The organism is Streptomyces sp. NPDC088387 (assembly GCF_044753385.1).
Classification (GTDB): Bacteria; Actinomycetota; Actinomycetes; order Streptomycetales; family Streptomycetaceae; genus Streptomyces.
The window spans coordinates 296946-322266 of sequence record NZ_JBIVNC010000005.1; the positions used below are offsets into that span (position 1 = coordinate 296946).

Consider the following 25321-nt stretch of genomic DNA (forward strand, 5'->3'; position numbering starts at 1 on the left):
CACCGGCGTGCGGTGCTTGCCTTACCGAAAAACCGAACGAAACATCCCTTTCGTCGCCTCCGTGCACCGAAGGGAAACCTCCTATGCGAGCCGCCGCCCTCTACTCGGCCGCCGGAACCTTGCTGCTGACCACCCTCACCGCCACCCCGGCCGGCAGCGCCCCCCGCGTCGCGGACAGCGCGGCCGAGCCGCGCGGCACCCGGATCGCCGCCGAGCGCGCCCGCACGGCCGGTGTCACCTTCGGCGCCTGCGCGGACGCGCAGGACATGCCGGGCACCATGGAGTGCGGCACCGTCAGCGTCCCGCTCGACTACGCCCACCCCACCGGCAAGCAGATCGAGCTGGACGTCAGCCGGGTCAGGGCCACCCACAAGGACCCCGGCAACAGCAAACGCAGGGTGCCGCGCCAGGGCGCGCTCGTCTACAACCCGGGCGGCCCCGGCGGCTCCGGCCGGTTCTTCCCGCTCGTCGGCCTGCTCCCCGAGTGGAAGCGGATCGCCGCCGCGTACGACCTCGTCGGCTACGACCCGCGGGGCGTCGGCCGCTCGGCGCCGCTGTCCTGCCAGGACCCCAAGGGGTACTTCAAGGGCCCCTCGCCGTCGCCGACGCATCCCTCCGAGGCGTACAAGCAGGAGCGCGTCGCGCGGGCCAAGGCGATCGCGCGCGGGTGCGCCGAGCGTTCGGGCAGCGCCCTGCGGCACTACCACTCGCTGAACAACGCCCGCGACCTCGACGTGGTCCGCGCCGCGCTCGGCGAGGAGAAACTTACCTTCATGGGGTCGTCGTACGGCACCTACTTCGGCGCCCTGTACGCCACCCTCTTCCCCTCGCACGTACGGCGGATGGTGTTCGACTCGGCGGTCAACCCCGACCCGGCGCAGGTCTGGTACCGCAACAACCTCGCCCAGTCGGCCGCGTTCGAGGGCCGCTGGGACGACTTCCGCGACTGGATCGCCCGGCACCACAAGGAGTACGGACTCGGCACCACCGAGGCCGCCGTGCAGAGCAGTTACGACAGGGCGCGGGCGCGGCTCGCGGCGGAACCCGCGGGCGGGAAGGTCGGTCCCGGGCAGTTGCAGGGGGTGTTCCTGGACGCCGGGTACTACGACGACTACTGGCCGCACCGCGCGCACGCCCTGTCCGCCTACCTCAAGGGCGACCCGCAGCCGCTGATCGACATCGCGGCGCCGGTCCAGGAGGCCGCCGCGGAGGCCGAGAACGCGAGCGCCGTCTACACGGCCGTCGAGTGCAACGACGCGTCCTGGCCGACGGACTTCAGGGTCTGGGACCGTGACAACACCCGGCTCGCGCGCGTGGCGCCCTTCGAGACCTGGGACAACGTGTGGATGAACCTGCCGTGCGCCTACTGGCCGGTGGCCCGGCAGAAGCCGCTGGACGTGCGCACGGGGCCGGGTGAGCTGCCGCCGACCCTGATCGTGGCCGCCGAACGCGACGCCGCCGCGCCCTACGAGGGGGCCCTGGAGCTGCACCGCCGGCTGTCGGGCTCGGTGCTGGTGACGGAGCGGGACGCGGGCAGCCACGGGGTGGCGGGCGGGCCGAACCAGTGCGTCAACGGGCACGTGGACGCGTATCTGCTGGAGGGCCGGGTGCCGGTGCGGCGCGCCGCGTGCGCACCGCACCTCGAACCGAAGCCGCACCAGGAGCCGTAGGCCGTGTCCGGCCTACCCCCGCCGGGTCAGGCCAGTCCGGCGACCAGGTCCGCGACGGACTTGCGGCGGCCCGTGTAGAACGGGACCTCCTCGCGGACGTGCAGCCGGGCCTCCGAGGCGCGCAGGTGGCGCATGAGGTCGACGATCCGGTACAGCTCGTCGGCCTCGAAGGCGAGGATCCACTCGTAGTCGCCGAGGGAGAACGAGGCGACCGTGTTGGCGCGCACGTCCGGGTAGCCGCGGGCCATCTTGCCGTGGTCCGCGAGCATCCGGCGGCGGTCCTCGTCGGGCAGCAGGTACCAGTCGTAGGAGCGCACGAACGGGTAGACGCTGATGTAGTCGCGGGGCGTCTCGTCGGCGAGGAACGCGGGGATGTGCGAGCGGTTGAACTCGGCGGGGCGGTGCAGCGCCATGTTCGACCACACCGGCTCCAGCGCGCGGCCGAGCTTCGTGCGGCGGAAGAGGTTGTACGCCTCCTGGAGCTGGTCGGCGGTCTCGGCGTGCCACCAGATCATCAGGTCGGCGTCGGCGCGCAGACCGGAGACGTCGTAGGTACCGCGGACGGTGATGTCCTTGGCGGCGAGCTGGTCGAACAGCTCCTGGACCTCGTCGGCGAACCCGGCGCGGTCCTCGGGCAGCACGTCCTTCAGCCGGAAGACGGACCAGAGGGTGTAGCGGATGACCTCGTTGAGGTCCTTGGCCAGCTTGCCCTTGTTCGGGACCCGGTCGGTGGTGGGGGCGGCGTCGTCACTCATGCGGCTATTCTCCCGCTCCGCCGTGCAGGCTCTGCACCGGGGCCGCCGTCAGCTCCCGTACGGCGGTGAGGTCGCCGCCGAGCTGGTCCACGGCCGCGTACGCGCTCGCGACGCAGGCCGGGATGCCGACGCCGTCGTAGAGCGCGCCGCAGACGGCGAGGCCCGGCACCCTGCCCACGTGTTCACGGATGCGGGCCACGCGCGCGTGGTGGCCGACCGGGTACTGCGGCAGGCCGTCCTGCCAGCGGGTGACGCGGGTCTCGACCGGGGTGGCGGTCAGGCCGACGGCCTCGCGCAGGTCGTGCCGGGAGACGTCGACGAGGCCGTCGTCCGGGCGCCGGAGGATCTCCGTCTCGCCGTACCGCCCCACGGAGGTGCGCAGGACGAGCAGGTCGGGGTCCTCGTCGGCGATCCAGCCCCACTTCTGGGAGGCGAACGTCGACGCCTTGATCGTGTGACCGTCGACCGGCGGGACCAGGAATCCGCTGCCCTCGGGGAGCCGGACGTCGGCCCGCCGGTAGGCGAGGGTGACCAGGGCCATCGACGCGTACTCGACGGCCGACAGCTCGGTGGCGGCGGCCGGGGCCTCGGCGCGCAGCAGCCGGGCGGCGGCGGGCGCGGGCAGGGCGACGACGACGGCGTCGGCGTGCAGCACCCGCTCGCCGGCCACGATCCGCCAGCGGTCGTTGACCTCGCGTCGCAGCTCCGTGACGGCCGCCCCGGTGACGATCTCGCCGCCCCGCGCGCGCACCGACTCGGCGACGGCGAGCGGCAGGGTGCCGACGCCGCCCTCGATGCCCATGAACACCGGCCCGGCCGACGCCGCGCGGGCGGTCCGCGCCTGGATCTCGCGGACCGCCCGCGTCAGTGAGTGGTGCGCCTTGGCGGCCTGGAACAGCTGGGGGACGGCCGAGCGCATCGAGATGCGGTACGCGTCGCCCGCGTAGACCCCGCCCAGCAGGGGCTCCACCAGCCGGTCGACGACCTCGCGGCCCAGGCGCCGGGCGACGAACTCGCCCACCGCCACGTCGTCGCCGACCTCGGTGCGCGGCAGCGTCTCGTCCTCGTCGACACGGCGGAGGCCCTCCTCGGAGAGCACCCCGGACAGGGCGGCGGCCGTGCCGGGCACACCCATCAAGTGGCCCTTGGGCATGGGGTGCAGCGTGCCGCGGTTCCACAGCGACGCGGACGCCGTCGCGGGTGCCCGGAGCCGGTCGGCGAGGCCCACTTCGCGCGCGAGGGCGACGGCTTCGGGGCGGCGCGCGAGCATCGACTCGGCGCCGAGGTCGACACGCACCCCGGCGATCAGGCCGGGCAGCAGCTTGCCGCCGACTCTGCCGGACGCCTCCAGGACGGTCACCGCGGCACCGCGCCCGAGCAGCCGGTGCGCGGCGGCCAGTCCGGCGATCCCGGCCCCGATGACGACGACCTGCCTGGTGCCCGTGTCCGCTGCGCTCATGACCCCACTTTCGCAGACCCCACCGACAGTCCGGCCGGGACCCGTGTCGCACACCCCGTACCCGCCCCGAGTCCCGACCGTGACCGCATCGGGACCACGGCCGCCAAACGTCCCGGCCCCGGCCGCCGTCGAAGGAGCGTCACATCGTCACAACATCGGGGGCAGGCCACATGCGCACACGACAAAACCCAGGACGCCCGGTCCGGTTGCTGGCCGGCCTGCTGCTGGCCGGCGCGCTCGCGCTCACCGGGTGCACCGCGGGCGGCGGCGACGACAGCGGCGGCGAAGCGCTGTCCGAGGGCGCCGCGCAGGCGGACTCGGGGGCCGGCGCGGGCGGCGGCGCCGACGAGAAGAGCGCCGCGCAGCCGAGCCGGGCACCGAGCGCGCCGAAGGCGCCGACCAGCCACATCATCCGTACGGCGTCCCTGACCGTGCAGGTCGAGGACGTGCCGAAGACGCTGCGCGAGGCCCGCACCGCCGTGGAGGGCGCGGGCGGCTACATCGGCGAGGAGACCACAACACGCGACGAGGACGACGCCGAGTACACCGAGGTCGCGCTGCGCGTCCCCGTCGAGCGTTACGAGAAGGTCGTCGACGACCTGGAGGGTGTCGGCTCCGGCAAGCTGCTCGAACGCTCCACGAAGGCGCAGGACGTCACCGACCAGGTGGTGGACGTCGAGAGCCGTATCCAGTCCCAGCGCGCGAGTGTGACGCGGATCCGGGAACTCATGGACCGCGCGGAGCGGCTCAGTGACGTGGTCACCCTGGAGGGCGAGCTGAGCAGGCGTCAGGCCGACCTGGAGGCGCTGCTCGCGCAGCAGTCCTCCCTGGAGGACCGCACCAGCCTGGCGACGATCAACCTGACGCTCTCCGAGTCGCCGGTCGACGAGGACGCCAAGGACGACGACCCGGGCTTCGGTGACGCCCTGTCGGGCGGCTGGGACGCGTTCGTCGGCATGCTGCGCTGGATCCTCGTCGCGGTCGGCGCGGTACTGCCGTTCCTCGTGGCGGCGGCGCTGCTCCTCCTGGTCTGGCTGCGTCTGGTACGGCCGCGGCTGCCGCGCCGCGCGGAGCCGGCGCCCGTGATGACCGCCCTGGGCCCGCTGGCGCAGACGCGGCCCGCGCGGGAGGCCGACGGCGACGACGAGTCCGGCGGGCGCGAGGGCTGACGGACCGGGGCGAGCGGGATCCGCGTGGCGGGTGCCCGTAGCGTGGTCGTATGAGCATGAGCCGTACGCGGGACGCGCGGGAGCGACTGGTCGTCATCGGCGGTGACGCCGCGGGGATGTCTGCGGCGTCACAGGCCCGTCGGGAGAAGGGCCCGGACGAGCTGGAGATCGTCGCGTTCGAACGCGGCCACTTCTCCTCGTACTCGGCGTGCGGCATCCCGTACTGGGTCGGCGGCGACGTGGCCGAGCGGGACGACCTGGTCGCCCGTACGCCGGAGGAGCACCGCGCGCGGGGCATCGACCTGCGGATGCGCACCGAGGTCACGGAGATCGACGTGGCGGGCGGGCGGGTACGCGCGCGGGACGTGGATTCCGGCGCCGAGTCCTGGACGTCGTACGACAAACTCGTCATCGCCACCGGGGCGCGCCCGATCCGGCCCGACATGCCCGGCGCCGACGCGCCCGGGGTGCACGGGGTGCAGACCCTCGACGACGGGCAGGCGCTGCTCGACTCGCTCGCGGCGACGACGGGCCGCCGCGCGGTGGTCGTCGGCGCCGGGTACATCGGCGTGGAGATGGCCGAGGCGCTCATCAACCGGGGCTACGAGGTGACGGTCGTCAATCGCGGCTCCGAGCCGATGGCGACGCTCGACCCGGACATGGGCCGGCTCGTGCACCGGGCCATGGAGGACCTCGGTATCACGATGGTCAACGACGCCGCGGTCACCAAGGTCCTCACCGGGGACGACGGGCGGGTCCGCGCGGTGGCCACGGAGGACGCCGAGTACCCGGCGGACGTCGTCGTCCTGGGGATCGGCGTACGTCCCGAGACCGCCCTCGCGCGGGCGGCGGGGCTGCCGCTCGGCAAGCACGGCGGGCTGCTGACCGATCTCGCGATGCGGGTGCGCGGGCACGAGAACATCTGGGCCGGCGGTGACTGTGTCGAGGTCCTCGACCTGATCTCCGGTCAGGAGCGGCACATTCCGCTCGGCACGCACGCCAACAAGCACGGGCAGGTCATCGGGGCGAACGTCGGTGGCGGATACGCCACGTTTCCCGGTGTCGTGGGGACCGCGGTGAGCAAGGTGTGCGACCTGGAGATCGCGCGGACGGGGCTGCGGGAGAAGGACGCGCTGCGCGCGGGGCTGCGGTTCGAGACGGTCGTCGTCGAGTCGACGAGCCGGGCCGGGTACTACCCGGGGGCCTCGGTGATGACCGTGAAGATGCTCGCCGAGCGGCGTACCGGGCGGCTGCTGGGTGTGCAGATCGTGGGGCGGGAAGGCGCGGGGAAGCGGGTGGACGTGGCGGCCGTCGCCCTTACGGCGGGGATGACGGTGGAGGCGATGACGGCGCTGGATCTGGGGTATGCGCCGCCGTTCTCTCCCGTGTGGGATCCGGTGCTTGTTGCTGCGCGCAAGGCGGTGGCGAAGGTGCGGGCGTCCTCTTAGGGGTGGTTCGGTCGGCTGCCGGGCGCGGGTTGTACGTGGCTGGTCGCGCAGTTCCCCGCGCCCCTGTCGGTCGGGGGCCCACCGGTCTTTGCCGTGTGCAGGTCGTGGGTGGTCTTCGCGCAGTTCCCCGCGCCCCTGGGGGTGTTACGCGGAGCCGTTGATTCTGTCTATGGCCTGCCTTGCCTGGTCTGCCGGGCGGGAAGGGAGGGCGGAGACGGAGGCTGGTGGGGGTGTGGTGGCGGGCTGGGGCGTGGGGGGCTTGGCGTGCGCACCGGGGGCCACCGAGCGGAGCCTGTTGCTGACCGCCTCGTCCAGGGTCACCGGGCGTTGCAGCTGGGCCGCCAGCCGGCCGGCCTCCTGGCCCAGTCGGGCGACGTCCTCCCAGGGAAGGTGGACCACCAGGGCGAGCTGGGCCTCGCCGTCGGGGGTGGCCTGCATCGGAGGAGCAACTCGGTCGTTCATCGCCTGAATCCTCACCTCGTCCCGCGACGCGCCTCACCGGGCCGCGGCCGGTCCGCATCTCATACGGGTGGCAAGGCGGCCGTGTTCACCGGTTCGGCGAGCGCATCGGGGGCAAGACTTCCTCGTGGTCATCCCCGTCCATGACGTGAACCCCGTGCGCCGCACCCCGTGGGTGACGTACGCCCTGATCGCCGCGAACATCGCCGTCTTCCTGACGATGCCCGGCATAGCGGGCTCGGTGACCGGCGACAGCAGCCTCGCACAGCTGTGCCATCTCCAGGCCTTCCTGGACCACTACGCGGCCGTGCCGCAGGAACTGATCCACCACCGGCTGCCCCAGGTGGTCCCGACGGGCGCCACCGGCATGGGCGCCCAGGGCCCCGGCTGTGTGGTCGGCCCGCCCGGCTACGACAAGTCGCCCGAACTGAGCGTGCTGACCGCGATGTTCCTGCACGGCGGCTGGCTGCACCTGCTGGGCAACATGCTGTTCCTGCTGATCTTCGGCAACAACGTCGAGGACCGCATGGGCCACCTCCCCTACGCCCTCTTCTACGCCGTCTGCGGCTACGCGGCGACCTACGGCTACGCGCTCCTCGACCCGGACTCCGCCGCGCCCCTGATCGGCGCGTCCGGCGCCATCGCGGGTGTGCTCGGCGCCTATCTGGTGCTGTATCCGAAGGCCAGGGTGTGGGTGCTGGTGCCGTTCCTGATCTTCCTGCCGCTGCGGCTGCCGGCCTGGATCGTGCTGGGCTTCTGGTTTGTGCTCCAGGCCGTGTACTCCGCGGGCGAGGGCGTCTCCGCCGCGGGCACCGTGGCCTACACGGCGCACATCGCCGGCTTCCTCGTCGGGCTGCTGATCGCCTGGCCGCTGCGGCGCGGCACACCGCCCCCGCCGGAGCCGCGCGGACTGCTGTTCGGCAGAAGCGCGCGGCCGAGGCAGCGGTGGTGAGTCAGCGGGCCGTGCGCGTGTGGACGTACTCGACGAGGCGGGTCAGCGCGTCCGGGTCGGTGCTCGGCATCACGCCGTGACCGAGGTTGAAGACATGGCCCTCCAGGCCGGCCGCCGTGTCCAGGACCTCGGCCGCCTTGGTCTCGACGGCCTGCTGCCCGGCGAAGAGCACGGTCGGGTCGATGTTGCCCTGGAGCGCCTTGCCGGGGCCGACCCGGCGGGCGGCCTCGTCCAGCGGCACCCGCCAGTCGACGCCGACGACGTCCGCGCCGGCCTCGCCCATCAGGCCGAGCAGCTCGCCGGTGCCGACGCCGAAGTGGATGCGCGGGACACCGTAGGACTCGACCGCGCGGAACACCTTCGCCGAGGCGGGCATGACCGAGCGGCGGTAGTCGGCCGGGGCGAGGGCTCCGGCCCAGGAGTCGAAGAGCTGTACGGCGCTCGCGCCGGCCTCGATCTGCACCTTCAGGAAGGCGGCGGTGATGTCCGCGAGCCGGTCCAGCAGGTCGGCCCACAGCTGCGGGTCGCCGTACATGATCGCCTTGGCGTTCTCGTACGTGCGCGACGGGCCGCCCTCCACGAGGTAGCTCGCGAGGGTGAACGGGGCGCCCGCGAAGCCGATGAGCGGGGTCGCGCCGAGCTCGGCCGTGAGCAGGCCGATCGCCTCGGTGACGTAGGAGACGTCCTCGGGCGTCAGGTCGCGCAGCTGGTCGAGGTCCGCGCGGGAGCGGATCGGGCGCTCGACGACCGGGCCGACACCGGGCTTGATGTCGAGGTCGATCCCGATGGCCTTGAGCGGTACGACGATGTCGCTGAAGTAGATCGCCGCGTCGACGTTGTGCCTGCGCACGGGCTGGAGCGTGATCTCGGTGACCAGCTCGGGCCGCATGCACGACTCCAGCATGGGAATGCCCTCGCGCACCTTGCGGTACTCGGGCAGGGAGCGGCCGGCCTGGCGCATGAACCACACCGGCGTGTGCGGTACCGGTTCGCGCCTGCACGCCTTGAGGAAGGCGGAGTCGTAGGTGGCTGTCGGCTGCTGGCCCGAGGGGCTTCCGTTGGCACTCACGGGGAAAGTTTCGCACGGCGCCCATGCGGGTCCGGCGGTGAGGCCGGTGCCAAGAGGCGGGGTGTCTACCCTGCGCTCGGCGCCCGTTCCGCTTAATCTTCCCCGCATGGCTGCGGCTCAGGGACGACTGTCGGACGGCGCTGGCGGAATGGACGAACCGAAGGACACCGAGGAGGGCTCACTGCCTACGGAGGGAACGGTGCCGCTGCCCTTCCGGGCCGCGGTCGACGCGTTGCGCGCGACGCGGCTGCGGCCACAGGTCGAGATCGAGCCGGTGCCGGCCCCGAAACGGCTGGCGCCGTTCGCGTACGCGCTGGAGGCCACGGTCGTCGACGGCGACCAGGATCTCGCGGACGGGCGGCTGGTGCTGCTGCACGATCCGGCCGGGCACGACGCCTGGCGCGGATCGTTCCGTCTGGTGACGCTGGTACGGGCGGAGCTGGAGCCGGAGATGGCGGTCGATCCGCTGCTGCCGGACGTGTGCTGGTCCTGGCTGACCGGCGCGCTGTCGGCCCGCGGGCTGACGTACGGGGAGGCGAGCGGCACGGTCACCCGGGCCGGGTCGCACTACTTCGGCGGGCTCTCCGCGCGCCCGGCGACCTCGCAGATCGAGATCCGCGCGTCCTGGACGCCCCGCGAGGGGCTGGGCGGCGCGCCGGACACGGCGGCCCATCTGACGGCCTGGTCCGATCTGCTGGCCCAGGTCGCGGGGCTGCCGCCGGCCGGTCCCGGCGACGCGTCGGTGGTGACGCTGCCGCAGCGGAGGGGACCCCAGCAGTCGCGCTGACCCGCACGACGGACACACAGCGGGGGACGAGGAACAGCGGACAGAGGGGCTTGTGCCGGGAGGCTTCCGGCACAAGCCCCTTTCCCATGCCGGGACGTCACCCGGAGGTCATCTCTTTGTCGATTCGGCCACTTTGCGCCACTCAATCGGCCCCGACCGATCCGATTCGATCTTCGGACGATCGACCGCGTGTCCGAATTGCACGGATTGTTACTCACTGGATCGTGATCATTCTCTAAAGGCGGACGGGTTTGGTGCCGAAGACGACTGTGACCTTGAAAGCACGGTTCGTACCGGCTTCATCCCCACGAGCCGGCCCCGTCCCGCACCCCAGGAGGCCTGGTGTCCGTTCTCCTTGAGCAGCCCGCAAGCCTGGTCGCCTACCGCCCGAACAAGCCGACCGCGATGGTGGTCGTGGCCGATCCCCGCGTCCGCTCCACCGTCACCCGCCATCTGTGGGCCCTCGGTGTGCGCGACGTGATCGAGGCCTCGTCCGTCGCGGAGGCTCGTCCTCGCATCGGCAACCCCCGTGACATCTGCGTCGCGGACGTCCACCTGCCGGACGGCTCCGGCCTCACGCTCCTGTCGGAGACCCGCGCCGCGGGCTGGCCCAACGGGCTCGCCCTCTCCGCCGCCGACGACATCGGTGCGGTGCGCAACGCCCTCGCGGGCGGCGTGAAGGGCTATGTCGTCACCGGCACCCGTACCAACGTCGGGCTCCCCACCCGGCCCGGCGCCGCCCCCATCGGCGCCAACGCCGCCCGACTGCACCGCCGCCCCCCGGGCGCCCCGAGCCACCCGGGCGGCTACCGCGAGCTCTCCGGCCGCGAGGTCGAGGTGCTGCGACTGGTCGCGGAAGGCCAGTCGAACAAGGCGATCGGCGTCTCGATGGGCCTGTCCGCCCTCACCGTCAAGAGCCACCTCGCCCGGATCGCCCGCAAGCTGGGCACCGGTGACCGCGCCGGAATGGTCGCGGTGGCCCTGCGCACCGGAATCATCCACTGATCCCCTTCCTCCCCCGTCCCCTCTCCCCTTTCTCCCCTTTCTCCCCTCTTCTCGTCCCCGCCCCCGCCCCACCCTGGTCGTTCACGGACGTGAATCGGATCGGCCGCTGATCCCGCTCCCGTCCTCCGACCGTCTCCCGTCCCCCGACCGTCGTGAACCCGGACTTTCACCGACCTGACTGGTTTACGACCCTCACGCGCCCGTCGACGGAACGTTCCGTCGGCGGGCGCTGTCCACACACGGATACCCTTGACATGTGACCGACGCCCAAGACACCGCAGCAGACAGTTCACTGCGAACCACCGGGGGCGCCCCTCCGGACGATGGCGGATCTACTGCACCTGGGGCGCCGACACCGCTGCTCGAACCGCGTGAGGGCATTCCGCCCGTGATCGCCGACGCCGCGTCCCTCGCCGAGGTCGTCGCGGCCTTCGCCGCCGGCTCCGGCCCCGTCGCCGTCGACGCCGAGCGCGCCTCCGGCTACCGCTACGGCCAGCGCGCGTATCTGGTGCAGCTGCGCCGCGCGGGCGCCGGCACCGCACTGATCGATCCCGTGGCCTGTCCCGACCTGTCCGCTCTGGGCGAGGCCCTGTCCGGCGTCGAGTGGGTGCTGCACGCCGCCACCCAGGACCTGCCGTGTCTGCGGGAGATAGGCATGGTGCCGAGCCGGCTCTTCGACACCGAGCTGGCGGGACGGCTCGCCGGGTTCCCCCGGGTGGGGCTCGGCGCGATGGTCGAGGGCGTCCTCGGCTTTGTGCTGGAGAAGGGGCACTCCGCGGTCGACTGGTCGACCCGCCCGCTGCCCGAACCCTGGCTGCGCTACGCGGCGCTGGACGTCGAGCTGCTGGTCGACCTGCGCGACGCGCTGGAGAAGGAGCTGGACCGGCAGGGCAAGCTGGAGTGGGCCACGCAGGAGTTCGACGCGATCGCCACCGCGCCGCCGCCGGAGCCGCGCAAGGACCCCTGGCGCCGTACGTCGGGGATGCACAAGGTGCGCCGCAGGCGGCAGCTGGCCGTGGTGCGGGAGATGTGGCAGACCCGGGACCGGATCGCGCAGCGCCGGGACATCTCGCCGGGCAAGGTGCTCTCCGACACGGCGATCGTGGAGGCGGCGCTCGCGCTCCCCGTCAACGCGCACGCGCTCTCCGCGCTGACCGGCTTCGGCCAGCGGATGGGGCGGCGTCAGCTGGAGCAGTGGCAGGCGGCCGTCGACCGGGCCAGAGCGCTGCCGGAGCCGCAGCTGCCGCAGCCGGGCCAGCCGGTGACCGGTCCGCCCCCGCCGCGCGCCTGGGCCGACAAGGATCCCGCCGCCGCGGCCCGGTTGTCCGCGGCCCGCACGGGCGTCTCCGCGCTGGCCGAGGAGCTCAACATGCCGCAGGAGAACCTGATGACGCCGGACACCGTGCGCCGCGTCTGCTGGGAACCGCCGGCGCCCGCCGACGAGCAGGGCGTCGCCGAGGCGCTCGCCGGACACGGGGCCCGGCCCTGGCAGATCGAGCTGATCACGCCGGTCCTGGTGAGTGCACTTTCGGCCAAGGCTCCCTAGGCCACGTCCGGAGGTCACGCGGCCGGGTTCCGTGTGACCTTCACCGCTCGACCCGACAGGACTGTGCAGCTACGTTACTCATAAGTAGCATGGGCGTGAGCAAGCGCTCAGCGTCCCGCACCCTGGAGGAGAGCCATCGTGCCTCGTACCGTCAGGGACGTCGTCTTCGTCGACGGCGTCCGTACCCCGTTCGGCAAGGCGGGCCCGAAGGGCATCTACCACGAGACCCGGGCCGACGACCTCGTTGTGAAGGCGATCCGGGAGCTGCTGCGCCGCAACCCCGGTCTCGACCCCGCGAAGATCGACGAGGTCGCCATCGCCGCGACCACGCAGATCGGCGACCAGGGGCTGACGCTGGGGCGGACCGCGGGCATCCTCGCCGGTCTGCCGCAGTCCGTCCCGGGCTACTCCATCGACCGTATGTGTGCGGGTGCGCTGACCGCCGTCACCACCACCGCGGGCTCCATCGCCTTCGGCGCCTACGACGCCGTCATCGCCGGCGGTGTCGAGCACATGGGCCGCCACCCGATGGGCGAGGGCGTGGACCCGAACCCGCGGCTCGTCAGCGAGAAGCTGGTCGACGAGTCCGCCCTGTTCATGGGCATGACCGCCGAGAACCTGCACGACCGCTACCCGGGCATCACCAAGCAGCGCGCGGACGAGTTCGCCGTGCGCTCGCAGGAGAAGGCCGCGAAGGCGTACGCCAACGGCAAGATCCAGCAGGACCTGGTGCCGATCTCGGTGCGCAACACCAACGCCGAGGTGGGCGAGACCGGTTGGGGCCTGGTCACGGCCGACGAGCCGATGCGCCCGGGGACGACGCTGGAGAACCTCGCGGGTCTCAAGACGCCGTTCCGTGTGCACGGCCGGGTCACCGCGGGCAACGCGGCCGGTCTGAACGACGGCGCCACCGCGTCGATCATCGCGAGCGAGGACTTCGCCCGCGAGCACGGCCTGCCGGTGCGGATGCGCCTGGTGGCGTACTCGTTCGCGGGTGTCGAGCCGGAGGTCATGGGCTACGGCCCGATCCCCGCCACGGAGAAGGCCCTCGCGCAGGCGGGTCTCACCATCGACGACATCGGCCTGTTCGAGATCAACGAGGCCTTCGCCGTCCAGGTGCTGGCCTTCCTGGAGCACTACGGCATCGCCGACGACGACCCGCGCGTCAACCAGTACGGCGGCGCCATCGCCTTCGGTCACCCGCTGGCCTCCTCCGGGGTCCGGCTGATGACCCAGCTGGCCCGGCAGTTCGAGGAGCAGCCGCAGGTCCGCTACGGCCTGACCACCATGTGCGTCGGCTTCGGCATGGGCGCGACCGTCGTCTGGGAGAACCCGCACTTCGAGGGGGACAAGTGAGCACCACCGCTGAACTGTTGAAGGGTGCGGCCGAGCTGTTCCCCGACGAGGTCGTGACGTCCGCGCACGTCCGCCATCTCGAACTGCCGTACAGCGCAGGGCGGTTCGCCCTGATCACGCTGGACAACGGCTTCGACCACACCAAGCCGACCACCTTCGGCCCGCAGTCGCTGGCGAACCTCGACGCCGCCATCGACCAGGTCGAGAAGGAGGCGGCTGACGGCGAGATCATCGGTGTCGGCATCACCGGCAAGCCGTTCATCTTCGCGGTCGGCGCCGACCTCAAGGGCGTCGAACTGCTCAAGGAGCACAAGGACGCGCTCGCCATCGGCAAGGGCGGCCACGAGGTCTTCAAGCGCCTCGCGGGCCTCGCGGTCCCGACGTTCGCGTACTACAACGGCGCCGCGATGGGCGGTGGCGTCGAGGTCGGTCTGCACTGCGCGTACCGCACGGTCTCCAAGTCGCTGCCCGCGTTCTCGCTTCCCGAGGTCTTCCTCGGTCTGGTCCCCGGCTGGGGCGGCTGCACGCTGCTGCCGAACCTGATCGGCGCCGACCGGGCCGTCTCGGTGATCATCGAGAACAGCCTCAACCAGAACAAGCAGCTCAAGGGTCAGCAGGTCTTCGACCTCGGGATCGCCGACGCCCTCTTCGAGGGCGCGGACTTCCTGGAGCAGTCGCTGATCTGGACGGCCCGGGTGCTGAAGGGCGACATCGCCGTCGAGCGCCCGGCCGTCGACCGCGGTGAGGCCTGGGACCAGGCCGTCGCGCGCGGCCGGTTCATCGCCGACGGCAAGGTGCACGGGGCGGCCCCGGCCGCGTACCGCGCGCTGGACATCATCGCCGCCGCGAAGAACGGCGACCTCCAGCAGGGCTACGACGCCGAGGACGTGGCGCTCGCCGACCTCATCATGGGCGGCGAACTGCGCGCCGGGATCTACGCGTTCAACCTCGTACAGAAGCGCGGCAAGCGGCCGGCCGGTGCGCCGGACAAGTCGCTGGCGCGTCCGGTCACCAAGGTCGGCGTCGTGGGCGCCGGTCTGATGGCCTCCCAGCTCGCGCTGCTGTTCCTGCGCCGCCTGGAGGTGCCGGTCGTGCTGACCGACATCGACCAGGAGCGCGTCGACAAGGGTGTGGGCTACGTCCACGCCGAGATCGACAAGCTGCTCGGCAAGGGCCGGATCAACCAGGACAAGGCCAACCGGCTCAAGGCGCTGGTGACCGGTGTCCTGGACAAGGCCGAGGGCTTCGCGGACGCGGACTTCGTCATCGAGGCCGTGTTCGAGGAGATCGGCGTCAAGCAGCAGGTGTTCGCGGAGGTCGAGGCCGTCGCCCCGGCGCACGCGATCTTCGCCACCAACACGTCGTCCCTGTCGGTCACCGAGATGGCCTCGAAGCTCAAGAACCCCGAGCGGGTCGTGGGCTTCCACTTCTTCAACCCGGTCGCCGTGCTGCCGCTCCTCGAGATCGTGCGCGGCGAGCAGACCGACGACGCCTCGCTCGCCACGGCGTTCGCGGTCGCCAAGAAGCTGAAGAAGACGGCGGTTCTGGTGAAGGACGCCCCGGCGTTCGTCGTGAACCGTATCCTCACGCGCTTCATGGGCGAGATCCAGAACGTCATCGACGAGGGCACGCCGGTCGCCGTCGCCGAGAAGGCGGTCGAGCCGCTGGGGCTGCCGATGTCGCCGCTGGTGCTGCTTGAGCTGGTCGGGCCCGCGATCGGGCTGCACGTGTCCGAGACGCTGAACCGGGCGTTCCCTGAGCGGTTCACGGTCTCGCCGAACCTCGCGGCCGTCGTGAAGGCCGGTAAGCGCGGGTTCTACGTGTACGACAGTGGGAAGCCGGAGCTGGATCCCGAGGTCGCCGCGCTGCTCGTGCAGGGGGACAGTGTGCTGACGGAGGAGCAGGTACGGGGGCGTGTGCTGGACGCCGTCGCGCAGGAGATCGGGCTGATGCTCGACGAGGGTGTGGTGGCTGAGGCGCAGGATGTGGATCTGTGCCTGATCACCGGGGCCGGGTGGCCTTTCCATCTTGGGGGGATTACGCCCTACCTGGATCGTGAAGGGGTTTCCGAGCGGGTGCTTGGGCGGCGGTTCCTGGATGCGGGCGTCGCCAGCGTGCCTGCCTAGCTGGGTTGAACGCCGGTTCTCCGCACGTGGGTTGTGCGGGGGCCGGCGTTCTTTGTTTGCTGGTGCGGGTTGCGGGGGCTTGTCGCACAGTTCCCCGCGCCCCTGAGGTGGGTGGGGTCCACCGGGGTCAAGCGTGCGGGTTGATACACCAGCCGTGCGCGGTTCCCCGCGTCCCTGGGGCTCCTACGGGATTTCTTGCCAGGCTGCCAAGGACAGGCCCGGTTCTTGTTTTTGTCTGGCCAGTCTCAGGGTGTTGTCCGGGGTGATGCTGGCCGCGACGACTCTGCCGTCGGCGTCCTCCGCGAGGGCGACGCGGCTGCCTGCCGGGAGTTGGGGGCCGGACTCGGTCCACCAGAGGCCGGCCGACTCCTTCTCCGTGGGGTAGGCAGCGAACGCGACACGGCCCGAGGCCGAACGCTGGGCCAGGACAGTACAGTCGAAGCCCTGGAGCTCGCAGCGCAGGGTGGCCACGGGACCGGGGCCCGCCGCCGCGAGCAGGGGGACCGGGTCGGTGCCGGCGCGCCAGGCGTGGAGCATGCCGGTCGGGTCGGCGAAGAACACCGTGGTGCTCTCCTTCGACGTGGGCTGCGCGCTCAACGAGCCCGGTACGACGGACACCTTGAGCGGCTCCCCAGCGACCGCCCGCTTCCCCGGCGCCTCCTGGTACCAGCGCAGGATGCCGTCGGGGTTGGTCGCGTACACCTCGACGCAGCCCGACTCGCCCGTGACCGCAGTGAGTTGGTCGTGCACCTTGGAGCCGCGCAGGTCGTACCAGGCGTTCCAGCCGCCGCGCATCATCTGGTTGGTGGTGTGCACGCCCAGGCCGCGGTTGCGCACGAAGACGAACGCGCGGCCCTCGGCGTCGACGGTGACCGCGGGCGGTCCGGTGAGGGCGCCGCGCTTGTTGGGGTGGCCGATCGGGAGCCAGTCCAGAGGGGCGAGCAGCGGGCGGAAATGGGTGGAGTGCAGCAGGCCGGACTCATCCGTTCGGGTGGGCCGCCAGGCCGCCAGATGGGTGTAGCCGTTGGCTCCGCGGCCGATCGCGAAACCCGCGTGCAGCCGCTGCTCGCCGCCCACCCGGCGCGGTGGGCCCCAGGCGCCGCCCGGGACGCTCTCCGCGCGGCACAGGACCGCCTCGTCGGAGGGCAGATAGACGCTGAGCCGGCCGTCGCGGCCTCGTATGAGCCAGTCGCCGTTCACTGTACGGACCATTGACACGTCACCACTCTAATCGGGCGGCGGAGCTGTTCCGGACGCGGCCCCGTGCGACGCTGACCGTATGAGTGACCCGCTGCTGGTGATCGTGGACGCCGCGAACGTGGTCGGGTCGGTGCCCGACGGCTGGTGGCGGGACCGGCGCGGGGCCGCCGAGCGGCTGCGCGACCGGCTGGCGGCCGACGGGCTGCCGGGGCGCACGGACCCGGTGGAGATCGTGCTGGTGGTCGAGGGCGCGGCGCGTGGCGTGGAATCGGTGCCCGGGGTGCGGGTGGAGGACGCTCCGGGCAGTGGTGACGACCACATGGTGGAGCTGGTGGCGCGGGCGGCGGGCCGGCCGTGTCTGGTGGTGACGGCCGACCGGGAGCTGCGGCGACGGGTGTCGGAGCTGGGCGCGGAGGTCACGGGCCCGCGGACGGTACGGCGTTAGAGGGCGGTGCCGACGGGGGCGGTGGGCCTTCGTTTCGCAGGCCGTGTAGCGGCAATCGACCTATGCTGGCCGTGTCTCGGTCAGGATTGCGACATTCTGGCACCGAGCCGGTGACTGGCCGCCGCGGACGCGAGATGCTGAGCGAATGATGTCCTACAGGTGCCCGTCGATCTGAGAAGATTCCGGCACCCTTTGGTGCCGGTGGACGGGAGGCAGGAGTGGCGCGTATCGCGCGCAGCAGAGACGGGCGGGAGCTCGTTTTCGACTCCTGGGGTGATCCGCAGGGTCATCCCGTGTTCCTGCTGCACGGAACCCCGGGCAGCCATCAGGGCCCGCGCCCGCGCTCGCTGGTCCTCTACCAGCTGGGCATCCACCTCATCGCCTACGACCGTCCCGGGTACGGCGGTTCGACCCGCAGCCCCGGCCGTACGGTGGTCGACGCGGCGTCCGACGTGGTGGACGTCGCGGACGTGCTGGGCCTCGACCGCTTCTCGGTGGTGGGCCGTTCCGGCGGCGGTCCGCACGCCCTCGCGTGTGCGGCCCGGTGTGCCGACCGGGTGGCGAGCGCCGCCGTGCTGGTCAGTCTGGCGCCGCCGGACGCGCCGGAGCTGGACTGGTTCGAGGGGATGACGGAGTCCAACGTCCGGGAGTACACCAACGCCCGCGAGAATCCGACCAAGTTGCAGAGCACGCTGGTGCGCAACGCGGACGCGATGCGGACCGACCCGATGGCGCTGCTGTCGGACCTGGACGACGAGATGCCGGACGTGGACCGGCAGATCGTGGCGGACGCCGGCATCCGGGCGATGCTGCACCAGAACTTCCGTACGGGCATCGAGGGGAGCGCCGACGGCTGGATCGACGACGCGCTCGCCTTCAGCAAGGGCTGGGGTTTCGACCCCGGGGAGATCTCGGTGCCCACGCTGCTGTGGCACGGGGAGCACGACGCGTTCTCGCCCGTGGAGCACTTCAACTGGCTGTCGCGCAGGATTCCGCGCGCCACGGTGGTGCTCCAGCCGTCGGCCGCGCACTTCGCGGCCGTGCCGGTGCTGCCGAAGGTGCTGGGCTGGCTGCGGGAGCAGACCCGGTCCGACGCCACCAAGTCGACGGCGTGACGCCGGACGGGCCCCTCGGGACACGTCAGATCGGGTGCGGGTCGAGTTCCAGTCCGACGCGCTGACCGCCCTGTAGCCGTACCACTTTCGAGTGCTTCGCGCCGAGCTTGGCGGCGAGTCCGCCGAGGCTCTCGCGGGAGGCCCGGTCCGCCTCCGCCGTACGGCCGGTCTCGCGCAGCATGATCGACAGGTTGCCGAGGCAGGTGAGCGGTGTCGGGTGGTCGGGGCCGAGGCGGTCGGTCAACTCCCGGTGAGCGTCGAGGTAGTTGCGCTCGGCACGGTCCGTGTCGCCCAGCGCGGCCTCGGTGTTGGCGAGGTTCATCTGGCAGTTCATGCTGAACGGGTGGTCGGGGCCGAGGGTGGTGCGCAGCGCGGCGCGGGCCTTGACGTACTCGGCGCGGGCGTCGGTGGGGCGGCCGGTCGACAGCAGGTTGATGCCGTGGTTGACCGCGCAGGCAAGGGTGTTGGGGTGGGTCTCGCCGAGCGCGGCGCGGAACCGGTCGAGCAGGTCGGCGGTCTCGCCGCAGGCCTCCTCGTGGCGTTCGGCCGCCGCGAGATGGCCGGCCAGGCCGAGCCGGACGACGAGTGTCTCGGGGGACGCGTCGCCGAGTCGGCGCCGGCAGCTGTCCAGGACGCTCTGGCTGAGCTCGATGGCCTCCGGCAGCCGGTCGAGGCGGCGCAGGGTGATGGCGAGGGCCTTGGCGGCCTCCAGGGCGGGCGGTGACTCCACACCGAGCTCGACGGCGGTGTCGTAGACGCGGCGCAGGGTCTCGGCGGAGGTCTCGTACTCGCCGCAGGAGCGCAGGTCGCGGCCCAGGTTGATCATCGAGAACAGGGTGTACGGGTGCTTGGGACCGAGGGTGAGGGCGCGGTAGTCGTAGTTCTCCTTGTCGACGACCTGTGCCTCGTAGCAGTCGCCGGCCATGCGCATGGACACGGCGAGGTTGTTGGCGGCGAACAGGGTGCGCGGATGGTCGTCGCCGAGCAGGTCGACGGAGCGCTCGTAGGTCTCGCGGTCGATCTCCAGGGCGCGTTGGACCCGGCCGACGGCGCGCAGGTCGGCGGTGAGGCCGCCCGCGGTCATCAGGGTGTGGGCGTCGTCGTCGCCGAGGGCCTCGCGCTGCCGTTCGTAGACGTCCTGGTCGATCTCCAGCGCCCGGGAGTACCAGCCCTGCACCCGCAGCAGGTTGGCGATCTCGAAGCGCAGGTGGAGGGTCCAGCGGTCGCCCGGTCCGGCCTCCTTCTGCCAGATGACGAGGAGTTCCTCGCCGAGGGTGAGGGCCTCGGTGTACTCGCCGCGGGCCCGCAGATAGCGCAGCCACTCGGTCATCAGCCGGCGGATGCGGTCGTCGAGGGAGTACTTGGTCCACGGGGTCTTCAGGTGCGGCCAGATGGTGTTGTAGCGGGACCAGTTCTCGGGCCGCTCCACGTCGCCCTCGGAGGGGCGGGCACCGCTGAGCACGTTGCGTACGGTGCGCAGCGCGGCCTCCTGCTCCTCGTCGGACATCGAGGACCGTACGGCGGCCTGGACGAGCCGGTGGACCTGGATGGAGCGGCTCTTGCGGTCGACCTTGGCGAGGGCGTAGCGGTGCAGTTGCCGGATGGCGCGGGAGACGAGCGCGGTGCCGTCGCTGCCGGGCTGGAGGGCGCTCAGGACCTCGCCCATCTCCTTGCCGTTGACCAGGTCGAGGGAGATGGGGTCGGCGCCGAAGAAGGCGCACAGCTGGAGCAGCCGGCGGGCGACGGGCGAGTTCAGCTGCTGGATGGAGATGTTCCAGGTGGCGCCGACCTGGAGCGGGTAGGCGTCGGTGTCGGCGGCGGAGGCGAGCTGGGAGTCCAGCAGGGCGAGGTACTCGGAGGCGTCCTGGGCGGTCTCGTTGAGCCAGGCGGAGGCCTGGTCGACGGCGAGCGGCAGGTCGCCGAGGGCTTCGGCGACCCGGTGGGCGTCCTCGGCGCTGATCGCGTTGACCCGGTGCAGCAGGTGTTCGACGCTTTCGGAGCGGGTGAAGACGTCGACCTCGACGCGTTCGCCGATCTGGGCCCAGCCCTCGTTGCGGGTGGTGATCAGGACGTGGCCGCCGGTGCTGTTGACGAGGAGCCGCTCGATGGACTCCGGGGTGGTGGCGTTGTCGAAGATCAGCAGCCAGCGCTGGTACTTGGTGCCCTGGCGCAGCGCGTCGCGCACGGCGTCGGCGGTGGCGCTGATGCTGTCGCGCTCCTCGACCCCGAGGTGCGGGGCGAGTTCGGAGTACTGGCGCAGGGCGAGGTCGCCGAACTCGGCCTCGATCCACCAGACGATGTCGTAGTTGCCGCGGTAGCGATAGCCGTACTCGGTGGCGAGCTGGGTCTTGCCGACGCCGCCCATGCCGTGCAGGAGGGTGGCCGTGCCGGTGTCGGCGAGGCGCTGGCGGAGGTGTTCGATGAGTTCGTTGCGGCCGGTGAAGGCCGCGTTGCGCACGGGGACGTTCCACACGGGCGGCTCGGCGCCGGGGAAGCGGGGGCCGGGTACGGAGGCGTCCGCCGGGTGTTCGCCCTGGACGGTCTGGGCGTCCAGGGCGCGCAGCAGGGCGTTTCTCGCCTGCACCTCGGTCTTGTTGTTGAGGTGGATCGGTGTGCGGTCGGAGAACGGGTGGCCGAGGCGGACGTCGCCGACCCGGACCGGGACGAGGGTGCGCCGCGAGCCCATCGGGTCGGCGGCGGCCACCGCCTCCCAGACGGCCCTGGCCTGGGGGGACTTCTGGTAGGCGGCGGACAGTACGGCGACGGTGCGGGAGGCGGCGCGGACCTTGCTGTCGGTGTCGTCGCGCAGCGGCGTGCCGGCGGCGCTGCCGTCCTCGGAGCGGGCGTCGCCGACGGTGAAGCCGGCGTCGCCGAGCACCCGGGTGATCCAGTCGGCCCAGATCTGGTCCTCGGGCACATAGCTGAGGAAGACGTGGGTGGGGTCCGGCGGCCGGCGGCGCACGACGGACTTCAGGTAGTTCTGGCGGTCCTCGTCGGTCATCGGGGCGAGCGAGGTGACCTCGCCCTCGGTGATGGCGTCCGTGAGCCGTTCGCAGGCGGCGAGGAGCGAGGCGGGGGTGCCGGGTTCGTCGCGGAAGGTCGCGAGGATCTCCTCGTAGGCGTACGTGGGTTTGTAGGGCACCTCGACGTTGCCCCAGTAGCGGCGGGTGTCGACCTTCGGGGTGCGCACGAGGAGCTGGTCGAAGGTGAGGCGGACCTTGGCGCGGGCCGCCTCCAGGCGGTCGGCCTCGGAGTCCTCGACGCGCATGGGTACCGGGAGGATGCGGATCCGGCGCTCGCCGTAGGTGTCCTCGACGCGGCGGGCGACGGCGGCGGCGCCCTCGATGGACTGGTCGTTGTGGGTGAAGCAGTTCACCAGGACGTCGGGGAAGTGGATCGTGCAGATGTCGGAGATGTCGCTGAGGCCGGTCCGGCTGTCGATGAGGACGTAGTCGTAGCCGCGGCGGAACTGGGCGCACAGGGCGTCGAGGAACTGGCCGCCGTACTGCTCGTCGTAGAAGCGGTTCCAGTTGAACTGGCTGAAGATCGACGAGTAGTTGCGGTCCTGGCGGCCGGCCGAGATGTAGTCGAGGCGGCCCTCGTCGGGGAACGGCCACTGGAGCGGGGAGACGGCCTTGCTGATGTCGGCCTGTCCGGTGATCCAGGTGGCGAGGTGGGCGGCGTCCTCGGCGGGCTGGCGGGTGCCGCCGAGGAGGGCGTCGACGCGCAGCATGTAGTCGTTGATGAGGTCGAGCACGCCGGGGCGGTCGCGCAGCCCGTCGGGTTCCAGGAAGGGGCGCAGGAAGCGGTCGAGTCCGGGCGCCTCCAGGTCCCAGTCGACCACCAGCACCCGCTTGCCCCGGGAGGCCATGATCCAGGCGGTGTTGGCGAGGGCCATGGTGCGACCGGTGCCGCCCTTGTAGCTGTAGAACGTGACGATCTTGCCGCCTTCGGGGCGGGTGGGCGCGCCGGTCACGGTTGGGCCTCCTGGTCACCCTGGGGTTCGGCCTGGTCCGCGGCGGGCCGGCCGGGGCCGGGGCGCCGTGCGGGCCCCGTGGACCTGGTCGAGGATCGTAGCGGAACACGGTTGAGGTACTGCTGGGCCGCGCTGTCGGCCAGTTCCATGACGCGGGAGTTGAACGCCTCGGAGTTGGGGATTCCCTCGGCGGCGGCGCGCTGTATCGCCCGGCCGCGGCTGGTCCGGCGGGGCAGTGCGGTGTGCAGAAGGGCGCGCAGGCCGGCCTGGGCGCGGCGGGTCTGGTCGTCGTCGGCGAACGGGGTGAGCACGGTGACCCAGGGCAGGTCGCGGGCGTCGAAGGCGCGCAGCCGGTCCAGGGCCCGTTCGTCGTGCAGGATCCAGGGGTCGAGGATGAGGACCCAGGGGCTGCGGGACTCCTGGGTGCCGAGGAAGACCGGTTCGGCCTCGTCGTAGGCGCGGATCTCGGGTGCGAAGCCGTGGTTGCGGGCGAGTTCGGCCGTGCGTTCGGCGAGGGAGGTGCCGTAGCCGTCGCTGAAGGGCTGCCAGTCGCAGGGCTCGGGGCCGTACTTGGTGTCGCGGCGGTCCGGTGGCAGGTGGTGGATGTCGGGGGCGAGGACGGCGATGCCGAGCGGGTGCGGCGGTGACGTGGCGAAGGCGTCGGGCAGTTCGTCCAGGTCGGCGAGGACGGCGTCGGTGGGGGCCGGTTCGGGGGCGTTGGCGGCGGCGCTGACCACGCACTGGGCGATCCTGCGGACGCACTGGTCGTAGGCCTCGCGCAGGTCGGGGGCGCGGCGCAGACCGTACAGGCCGCCGCTCTCGTAGAGTTCGCGCGCCCGGGAGCCGACGCGTACGGGCTTGGCCGGGCCCTCGGGGGTGGGCAGTTCCGGTTCGACGACGACCGGGCGGGCGGTGGTCGGTACGGGGGTCCACAGCACCTGGATGACGGTGCCGGGCGGCTCGCGGTGCGCGTAGGCGTACCACTGGCGGCCGCAGTAGGGGTTGGTGAAGTAGCGGCGGGAGATCAGCGGGACGAAGCTGCGGCTGCGGTGCAGGGCGCGTGCGGTGCGCTGCCGGTCGCGGTCGGCGTCGTCGAGGTGCCCGACGGTCCGGGCGGTGAGGGTGCCGGTCATCCGTACGACCTCCTCGCTCAGGTCGTCGTAGAACTCCTGCACGTTCTTGTCGGCCGCCGGGCGGTCCGTGTCGCCGTGGTCGCCCTGTGGCTGCACGGGGGCGTAGCTGAGGAAGAAGTACGGCGCTTCCTCGCGCGCGCCCCGGCCGGAACGGGTGTGTCGCATCAGTGGGCCTCCCCCGCCGAGCCGTTCAAGGAGTCGAAGAGGTCGTCGAAGAGTGCCGGGTCGCAGGGTTCGAGGCGGGCCCCGACCGCGACCTCGACGATCTTGCGGGCGAGCTGGTACACCACACGGTTGACGGTGGTGTGCCGGCCGCTGGTGAGCAGGCCGAGCAGCCCGTCCTGGGCGTAGTGCGGGCCGAGGTCCTGGTGGGTGTACTGGAGCTCGGCGTAGGGGCTCGGGATGTCCTCGGACTTCAGCGGGTTCCACAGCACGGGGACGACGGCGTTACGGGTGAACATGCCGCGGTCGCGCTGGAGTTGCTGGCGGCGCTGGAAGCACTGCCACTCGACGGCGCACCAGTCGCTGGTGAACAGCCGCGGGCCCAGCACCGGCACCAGGACCTGGCAGCGGGCGAGATGGTCCTTGAGGGCGTCCTGCCAGCCGGAGCCGAGGTCGATGCGCCGGTCGAGATAGACGGCGGGGATCTTCGCGTCGAGGTCGGTGAGGGCCATGACGTCCTCGGTGAGCTTGGCGTGGAAGCGCAGCAGCCGGCCGTCGGCGGGGCCGTCGCTGGCCGGGACGTGCGGGGTGCGGCCGTAGCTGAGGAAGCCGTAGGGCTGCTGGACGCTGCTGCGGGGGCGGGGCCGTTGGAGCTGGTCATGCACGGCCGGCCTCCGGGGAGGTCTTGCGGGACGCGGGGCGCTGGACGGTCAGCCAGTCGACGGCGGAGTCGACGGCCCAGCGCAGCGGCAGCAGCCGGCATTCGGCGTCCCCGACCCGGCCGCGGACGACGGGGGCGCCGCCGTCCGGCGTGAGCGTCTCCAGCCAGCCGCCGAGCCGGCCGAAGTCGCTGTCGTCGAGGTCCACGTCGACGAACCAGGTCCAGCGCGGACCGGTGTCGGTCAGCACCCGGCAGTCGTAGCGGCGCAGGGTCCGGCCCGGCACCCGGTACTCGGCCAGGTGGAAGGCGGAGCAGACCTCGTAGCCGACACCCAGCAGCAGAATGGCCGCCCCCGATTCGTACATCCGGGCGAGCGGTGAGCGCTCGCCGAGCAGACAGTCCCGTGCGTGGCCGCGGGTGGTCCGGGCCGCCCCGGAGCCCAGCGCGGCGAAGGACGCCTGCGGGTGGCCGCTGCGTACGGCTCCCTCGGTGACCCGCACCTCCTCCGCGATCCGCCCCATTCCGTCGGAAGGGGTGGAAGCCGCACAGAAGGGCTCCATGTTTCCACGGTAGGACAGAAGTTGATGTCGCGTCAGGCCCCGAGTATGGCTGACGTAAGTCCGTGATGTCAGGGAGTTGCCCTCGGTGAAGGTGGGCACGACGAGGGTGCCGTGACGGCCCAGGGCGGCGCGCAGGGCGCGTACGGCGGTACGCGCGCCGCCCTCGACGGGGCCGAGGGAGCGCAGCGAGGAGTGCACGAGCAGGGTCGTGTTCTCCCGGACACCGAGCCGACGCAGATCTGCGGTGAGGGACGCCGCCCCGTGCACC

The 25321-nt window shown here is 72.0% G+C and carries 20 protein-coding genes; 11 read left to right on the top strand and 9 right to left on the bottom strand.

Features of this window, described 5'->3' with window-relative positions:
* The first annotated feature begins 83 nt into the window (after window positions 1-83).
* Window positions 84-1670 (top strand): alpha/beta hydrolase, encoded by a 1587-nt coding sequence (locus ACIQAC_RS16085; RefSeq protein ID WP_402191282.1) that lies wholly within the window; start codon window positions 84-86, stop codon window positions 1668-1670.
* Between the two features lie 26 nt (window positions 1671-1696).
* On the opposite strand, the gene hemQ is transcribed toward ACIQAC_RS16085, so the two are convergent.
* Together hemQ and hemG are read right to left on the bottom strand one after the other, a co-directional pair.
* Window positions 1697-2425, bottom strand: coding sequence for a hydrogen peroxide-dependent heme synthase (gene hemQ, locus ACIQAC_RS16090; protein WP_402191284.1), 729 nt, complete (start codon window positions 2423-2425; stop codon window positions 1697-1699).
* Between the two features lie 4 nt (window positions 2426-2429).
* The gene (hemG, locus tag ACIQAC_RS16095) at window positions 2430-3884 is read right to left on the bottom strand and encodes a protoporphyrinogen oxidase (protein WP_402191285.1); all 1455 of its coding nucleotides are present in this window, start codon (window positions 3882-3884) and stop codon (window positions 2430-2432) included.
* 170 nt (window positions 3885-4054) lie between these two features.
* Between hemG and ACIQAC_RS16100 the strand changes: the two genes are divergently transcribed.
* Both ACIQAC_RS16100 and ACIQAC_RS16105 read left to right on the top strand, forming a co-directional pair.
* The gene (locus ACIQAC_RS16100; RefSeq protein WP_402191287.1) at window positions 4055-5053 is read left to right on the top strand and encodes a DUF4349 domain-containing protein; all 999 of its coding nucleotides are present in this window, start codon (window positions 4055-4057) and stop codon (window positions 5051-5053) included.
* Window positions 5054-5103: 50 nt separating this feature from the next.
* Entirely contained in the window at window positions 5104-6501 is a 1398-nt protein-coding gene (locus ACIQAC_RS16105; RefSeq protein ID WP_402191289.1) for an FAD-dependent oxidoreductase, read from the top strand.
* A 144-nt stretch (window positions 6502-6645) separates the two neighbouring features.
* Here ACIQAC_RS16105 and ACIQAC_RS16110 read toward each other — a convergent pair whose 3' ends face one another.
* Complete coding sequence (locus ACIQAC_RS16110) at window positions 6646-6963, bottom strand: hypothetical protein (protein ID WP_402191292.1); 318 nt, start codon at window positions 6961-6963, stop codon at window positions 6646-6648.
* A 124-nt stretch (window positions 6964-7087) separates the two neighbouring features.
* Between ACIQAC_RS16110 and ACIQAC_RS16115 the strand changes: the two genes are divergently transcribed.
* Window positions 7088-7912, top strand: coding sequence for a rhomboid family intramembrane serine protease (locus ACIQAC_RS16115; protein WP_402191294.1), 825 nt, complete (start codon window positions 7088-7090; stop codon window positions 7910-7912).
* A 1-nt stretch (window position 7913) separates the two neighbouring features.
* Here the strand turns inward: ACIQAC_RS16115 and hemE are convergent, their stop codons facing one another.
* Complete coding sequence (gene hemE / locus ACIQAC_RS16120) at window positions 7914-8981, bottom strand: uroporphyrinogen decarboxylase (RefSeq protein WP_402191295.1); 1068 nt, start codon at window positions 8979-8981, stop codon at window positions 7914-7916.
* 106 nt (window positions 8982-9087) lie between these two features.
* Between hemE and ACIQAC_RS16125 the strand changes: the two genes are divergently transcribed.
* The 5 genes from ACIQAC_RS16125 to ACIQAC_RS16145 all read left to right on the top strand — a co-directional run bounded on the left by ACIQAC_RS16125 (window position 9088) and on the right by ACIQAC_RS16145 (window position 15801).
* A complete protein-coding gene (locus tag ACIQAC_RS16125; RefSeq protein ID WP_402191297.1) occupies window positions 9088-9768 on the top strand; it encodes a DUF3000 domain-containing protein in 681 nt (226 codons plus the stop codon).
* Window positions 9769-10110: 342 nt separating this feature from the next.
* Window positions 10111-10773 carry a LuxR C-terminal-related transcriptional regulator gene (locus ACIQAC_RS16130; RefSeq protein ID WP_402191300.1) on the top strand — a complete coding sequence of 221 codons (663 nt, stop codon included), beginning with the start codon at window positions 10111-10113 and terminating at the stop codon, window positions 10771-10773.
* 256 nt (window positions 10774-11029) lie between these two features.
* Window positions 11030-12319 carry a ribonuclease D gene (locus ACIQAC_RS16135; RefSeq protein WP_402191303.1) on the top strand — a complete coding sequence of 430 codons (1290 nt, stop codon included), beginning with the start codon at window positions 11030-11032 and terminating at the stop codon, window positions 12317-12319.
* Window positions 12320-12457: 138 nt separating this feature from the next.
* Window positions 12458-13675 (top strand): thiolase family protein, encoded by a 1218-nt coding sequence (locus tag ACIQAC_RS16140; protein ID WP_402191305.1) that lies wholly within the window; start codon window positions 12458-12460, stop codon window positions 13673-13675.
* Entirely contained in the window at window positions 13672-15801 is a 2130-nt protein-coding gene (locus ACIQAC_RS16145) for a 3-hydroxyacyl-CoA dehydrogenase NAD-binding domain-containing protein (RefSeq protein WP_402191306.1), read from the top strand. The genes ACIQAC_RS16140 and ACIQAC_RS16145 overlap by 4 nt, the downstream gene beginning before the upstream one ends.
* Window positions 15802-15984: 183 nt before the next feature.
* Here the strand turns inward: ACIQAC_RS16145 and ACIQAC_RS16150 are convergent, their stop codons facing one another.
* Window positions 15985-17013: a hypothetical protein gene (locus ACIQAC_RS16150; RefSeq protein WP_402191308.1), complete on the bottom strand. Its 1029-nt coding sequence runs from the start codon at window positions 17011-17013 to the stop codon at window positions 15985-15987.
* Between the two features lie 67 nt (window positions 17014-17080).
* Between ACIQAC_RS16150 and ACIQAC_RS16155 the strand changes: the two genes are divergently transcribed.
* Both ACIQAC_RS16155 and ACIQAC_RS16160 read left to right on the top strand, forming a co-directional pair.
* Entirely contained in the window at window positions 17081-17446 is a 366-nt protein-coding gene (locus ACIQAC_RS16155) for an NTP pyrophosphohydrolase (protein WP_402191309.1), read from the top strand.
* Between the two features lie 293 nt (window positions 17447-17739).
* The gene (locus tag ACIQAC_RS16160) at window positions 17740-18561 is read left to right on the top strand and encodes an alpha/beta fold hydrolase (protein WP_402191311.1); all 822 of its coding nucleotides are present in this window, start codon (window positions 17740-17742) and stop codon (window positions 18559-18561) included.
* 25 nt (window positions 18562-18586) lie between these two features.
* Here the strand turns inward: ACIQAC_RS16160 and fxsT are convergent, their stop codons facing one another.
* From fxsT to ACIQAC_RS16180, 4 genes are read right to left on the bottom strand one after another with little or no spacing between them, the layout of a single operon-like run.
* Window positions 18587-22537, bottom strand: coding sequence for an FxSxx-COOH system tetratricopeptide repeat protein (gene fxsT, locus ACIQAC_RS16165; protein ID WP_402191313.1), 3951 nt, complete (start codon window positions 22535-22537; stop codon window positions 18587-18589).
* Window positions 22534-23835, bottom strand: a complete 1302-nt coding sequence (gene fsxC, locus ACIQAC_RS16170; RefSeq protein WP_402191315.1) for an FxsC protein — start codon at window positions 23833-23835, stop codon at window positions 22534-22536. Before fsxC ends, fxsT begins: the two co-directional genes overlap by 4 nt.
* Window positions 23835-24497, bottom strand: a complete 663-nt coding sequence (locus ACIQAC_RS16175; protein ID WP_402191318.1) for a TIR-like protein FxsC — start codon at window positions 24495-24497, stop codon at window positions 23835-23837. The genes fsxC and ACIQAC_RS16175 overlap by 1 nt, the downstream gene beginning before the upstream one ends.
* Window positions 24490-25320, bottom strand: coding sequence for an aminoglycoside N(3)-acetyltransferase (locus ACIQAC_RS16180; protein ID WP_402191320.1), 831 nt, complete (start codon window positions 25318-25320; stop codon window positions 24490-24492). The genes ACIQAC_RS16175 and ACIQAC_RS16180 overlap by 8 nt, the downstream gene beginning before the upstream one ends.
* Between the last annotated feature and the right edge of the window lies 1 nt (window position 25321).

Bases quoted from the DNA above. Each gene is read 5' to 3' on its own strand.
- fsxC (WP_402191315.1), bottom strand. From the start codon at position 23,835: ATGCGACACACCCGTTCCGGCCGGGGCGCGCGCGAGGAAGCGCCGTAC.
- ACIQAC_RS16125 (WP_402191297.1), top strand. From the start codon at position 9,088: ATGGCTGCGGCTCAGGGACGACTGTCGGACGGCGCTGGCGGAATGGAC.
- ACIQAC_RS16155 (WP_402191309.1), top strand. From the start codon at position 17,081: ATGAGTGACCCGCTGCTGGTGATCGTGGACGCCGCGAACGTGGTCGGG.
- hemQ (WP_402191284.1), bottom strand. From the start codon at position 2,425: ATGAGTGACGACGCCGCCCCCACCACCGACCGGGTCCCGAACAAGGGC.
- ACIQAC_RS16110 (WP_402191292.1), bottom strand. From the start codon at position 6,963: ATGAACGACCGAGTTGCTCCTCCGATGCAGGCCACCCCCGACGGCGAG.
- ACIQAC_RS16150 (WP_402191308.1), bottom strand. From the start codon at position 17,013: ATGGTCCGTACAGTGAACGGCGACTGGCTCATACGAGGCCGCGACGGC.
- ACIQAC_RS16100 (WP_402191287.1), top strand. From the start codon at position 4,055: ATGCGCACACGACAAAACCCAGGACGCCCGGTCCGGTTGCTGGCCGGC.
- hemG (WP_402191285.1), bottom strand. From the start codon at position 3,884: ATGAGCGCAGCGGACACGGGCACCAGGCAGGTCGTCGTCATCGGGGCC.
- ACIQAC_RS16085 (WP_402191282.1), top strand. From the start codon at position 84: ATGCGAGCCGCCGCCCTCTACTCGGCCGCCGGAACCTTGCTGCTGACC.
- ACIQAC_RS16105 (WP_402191289.1), top strand. From the start codon at position 5,104: ATGAGCATGAGCCGTACGCGGGACGCGCGGGAGCGACTGGTCGTCATC.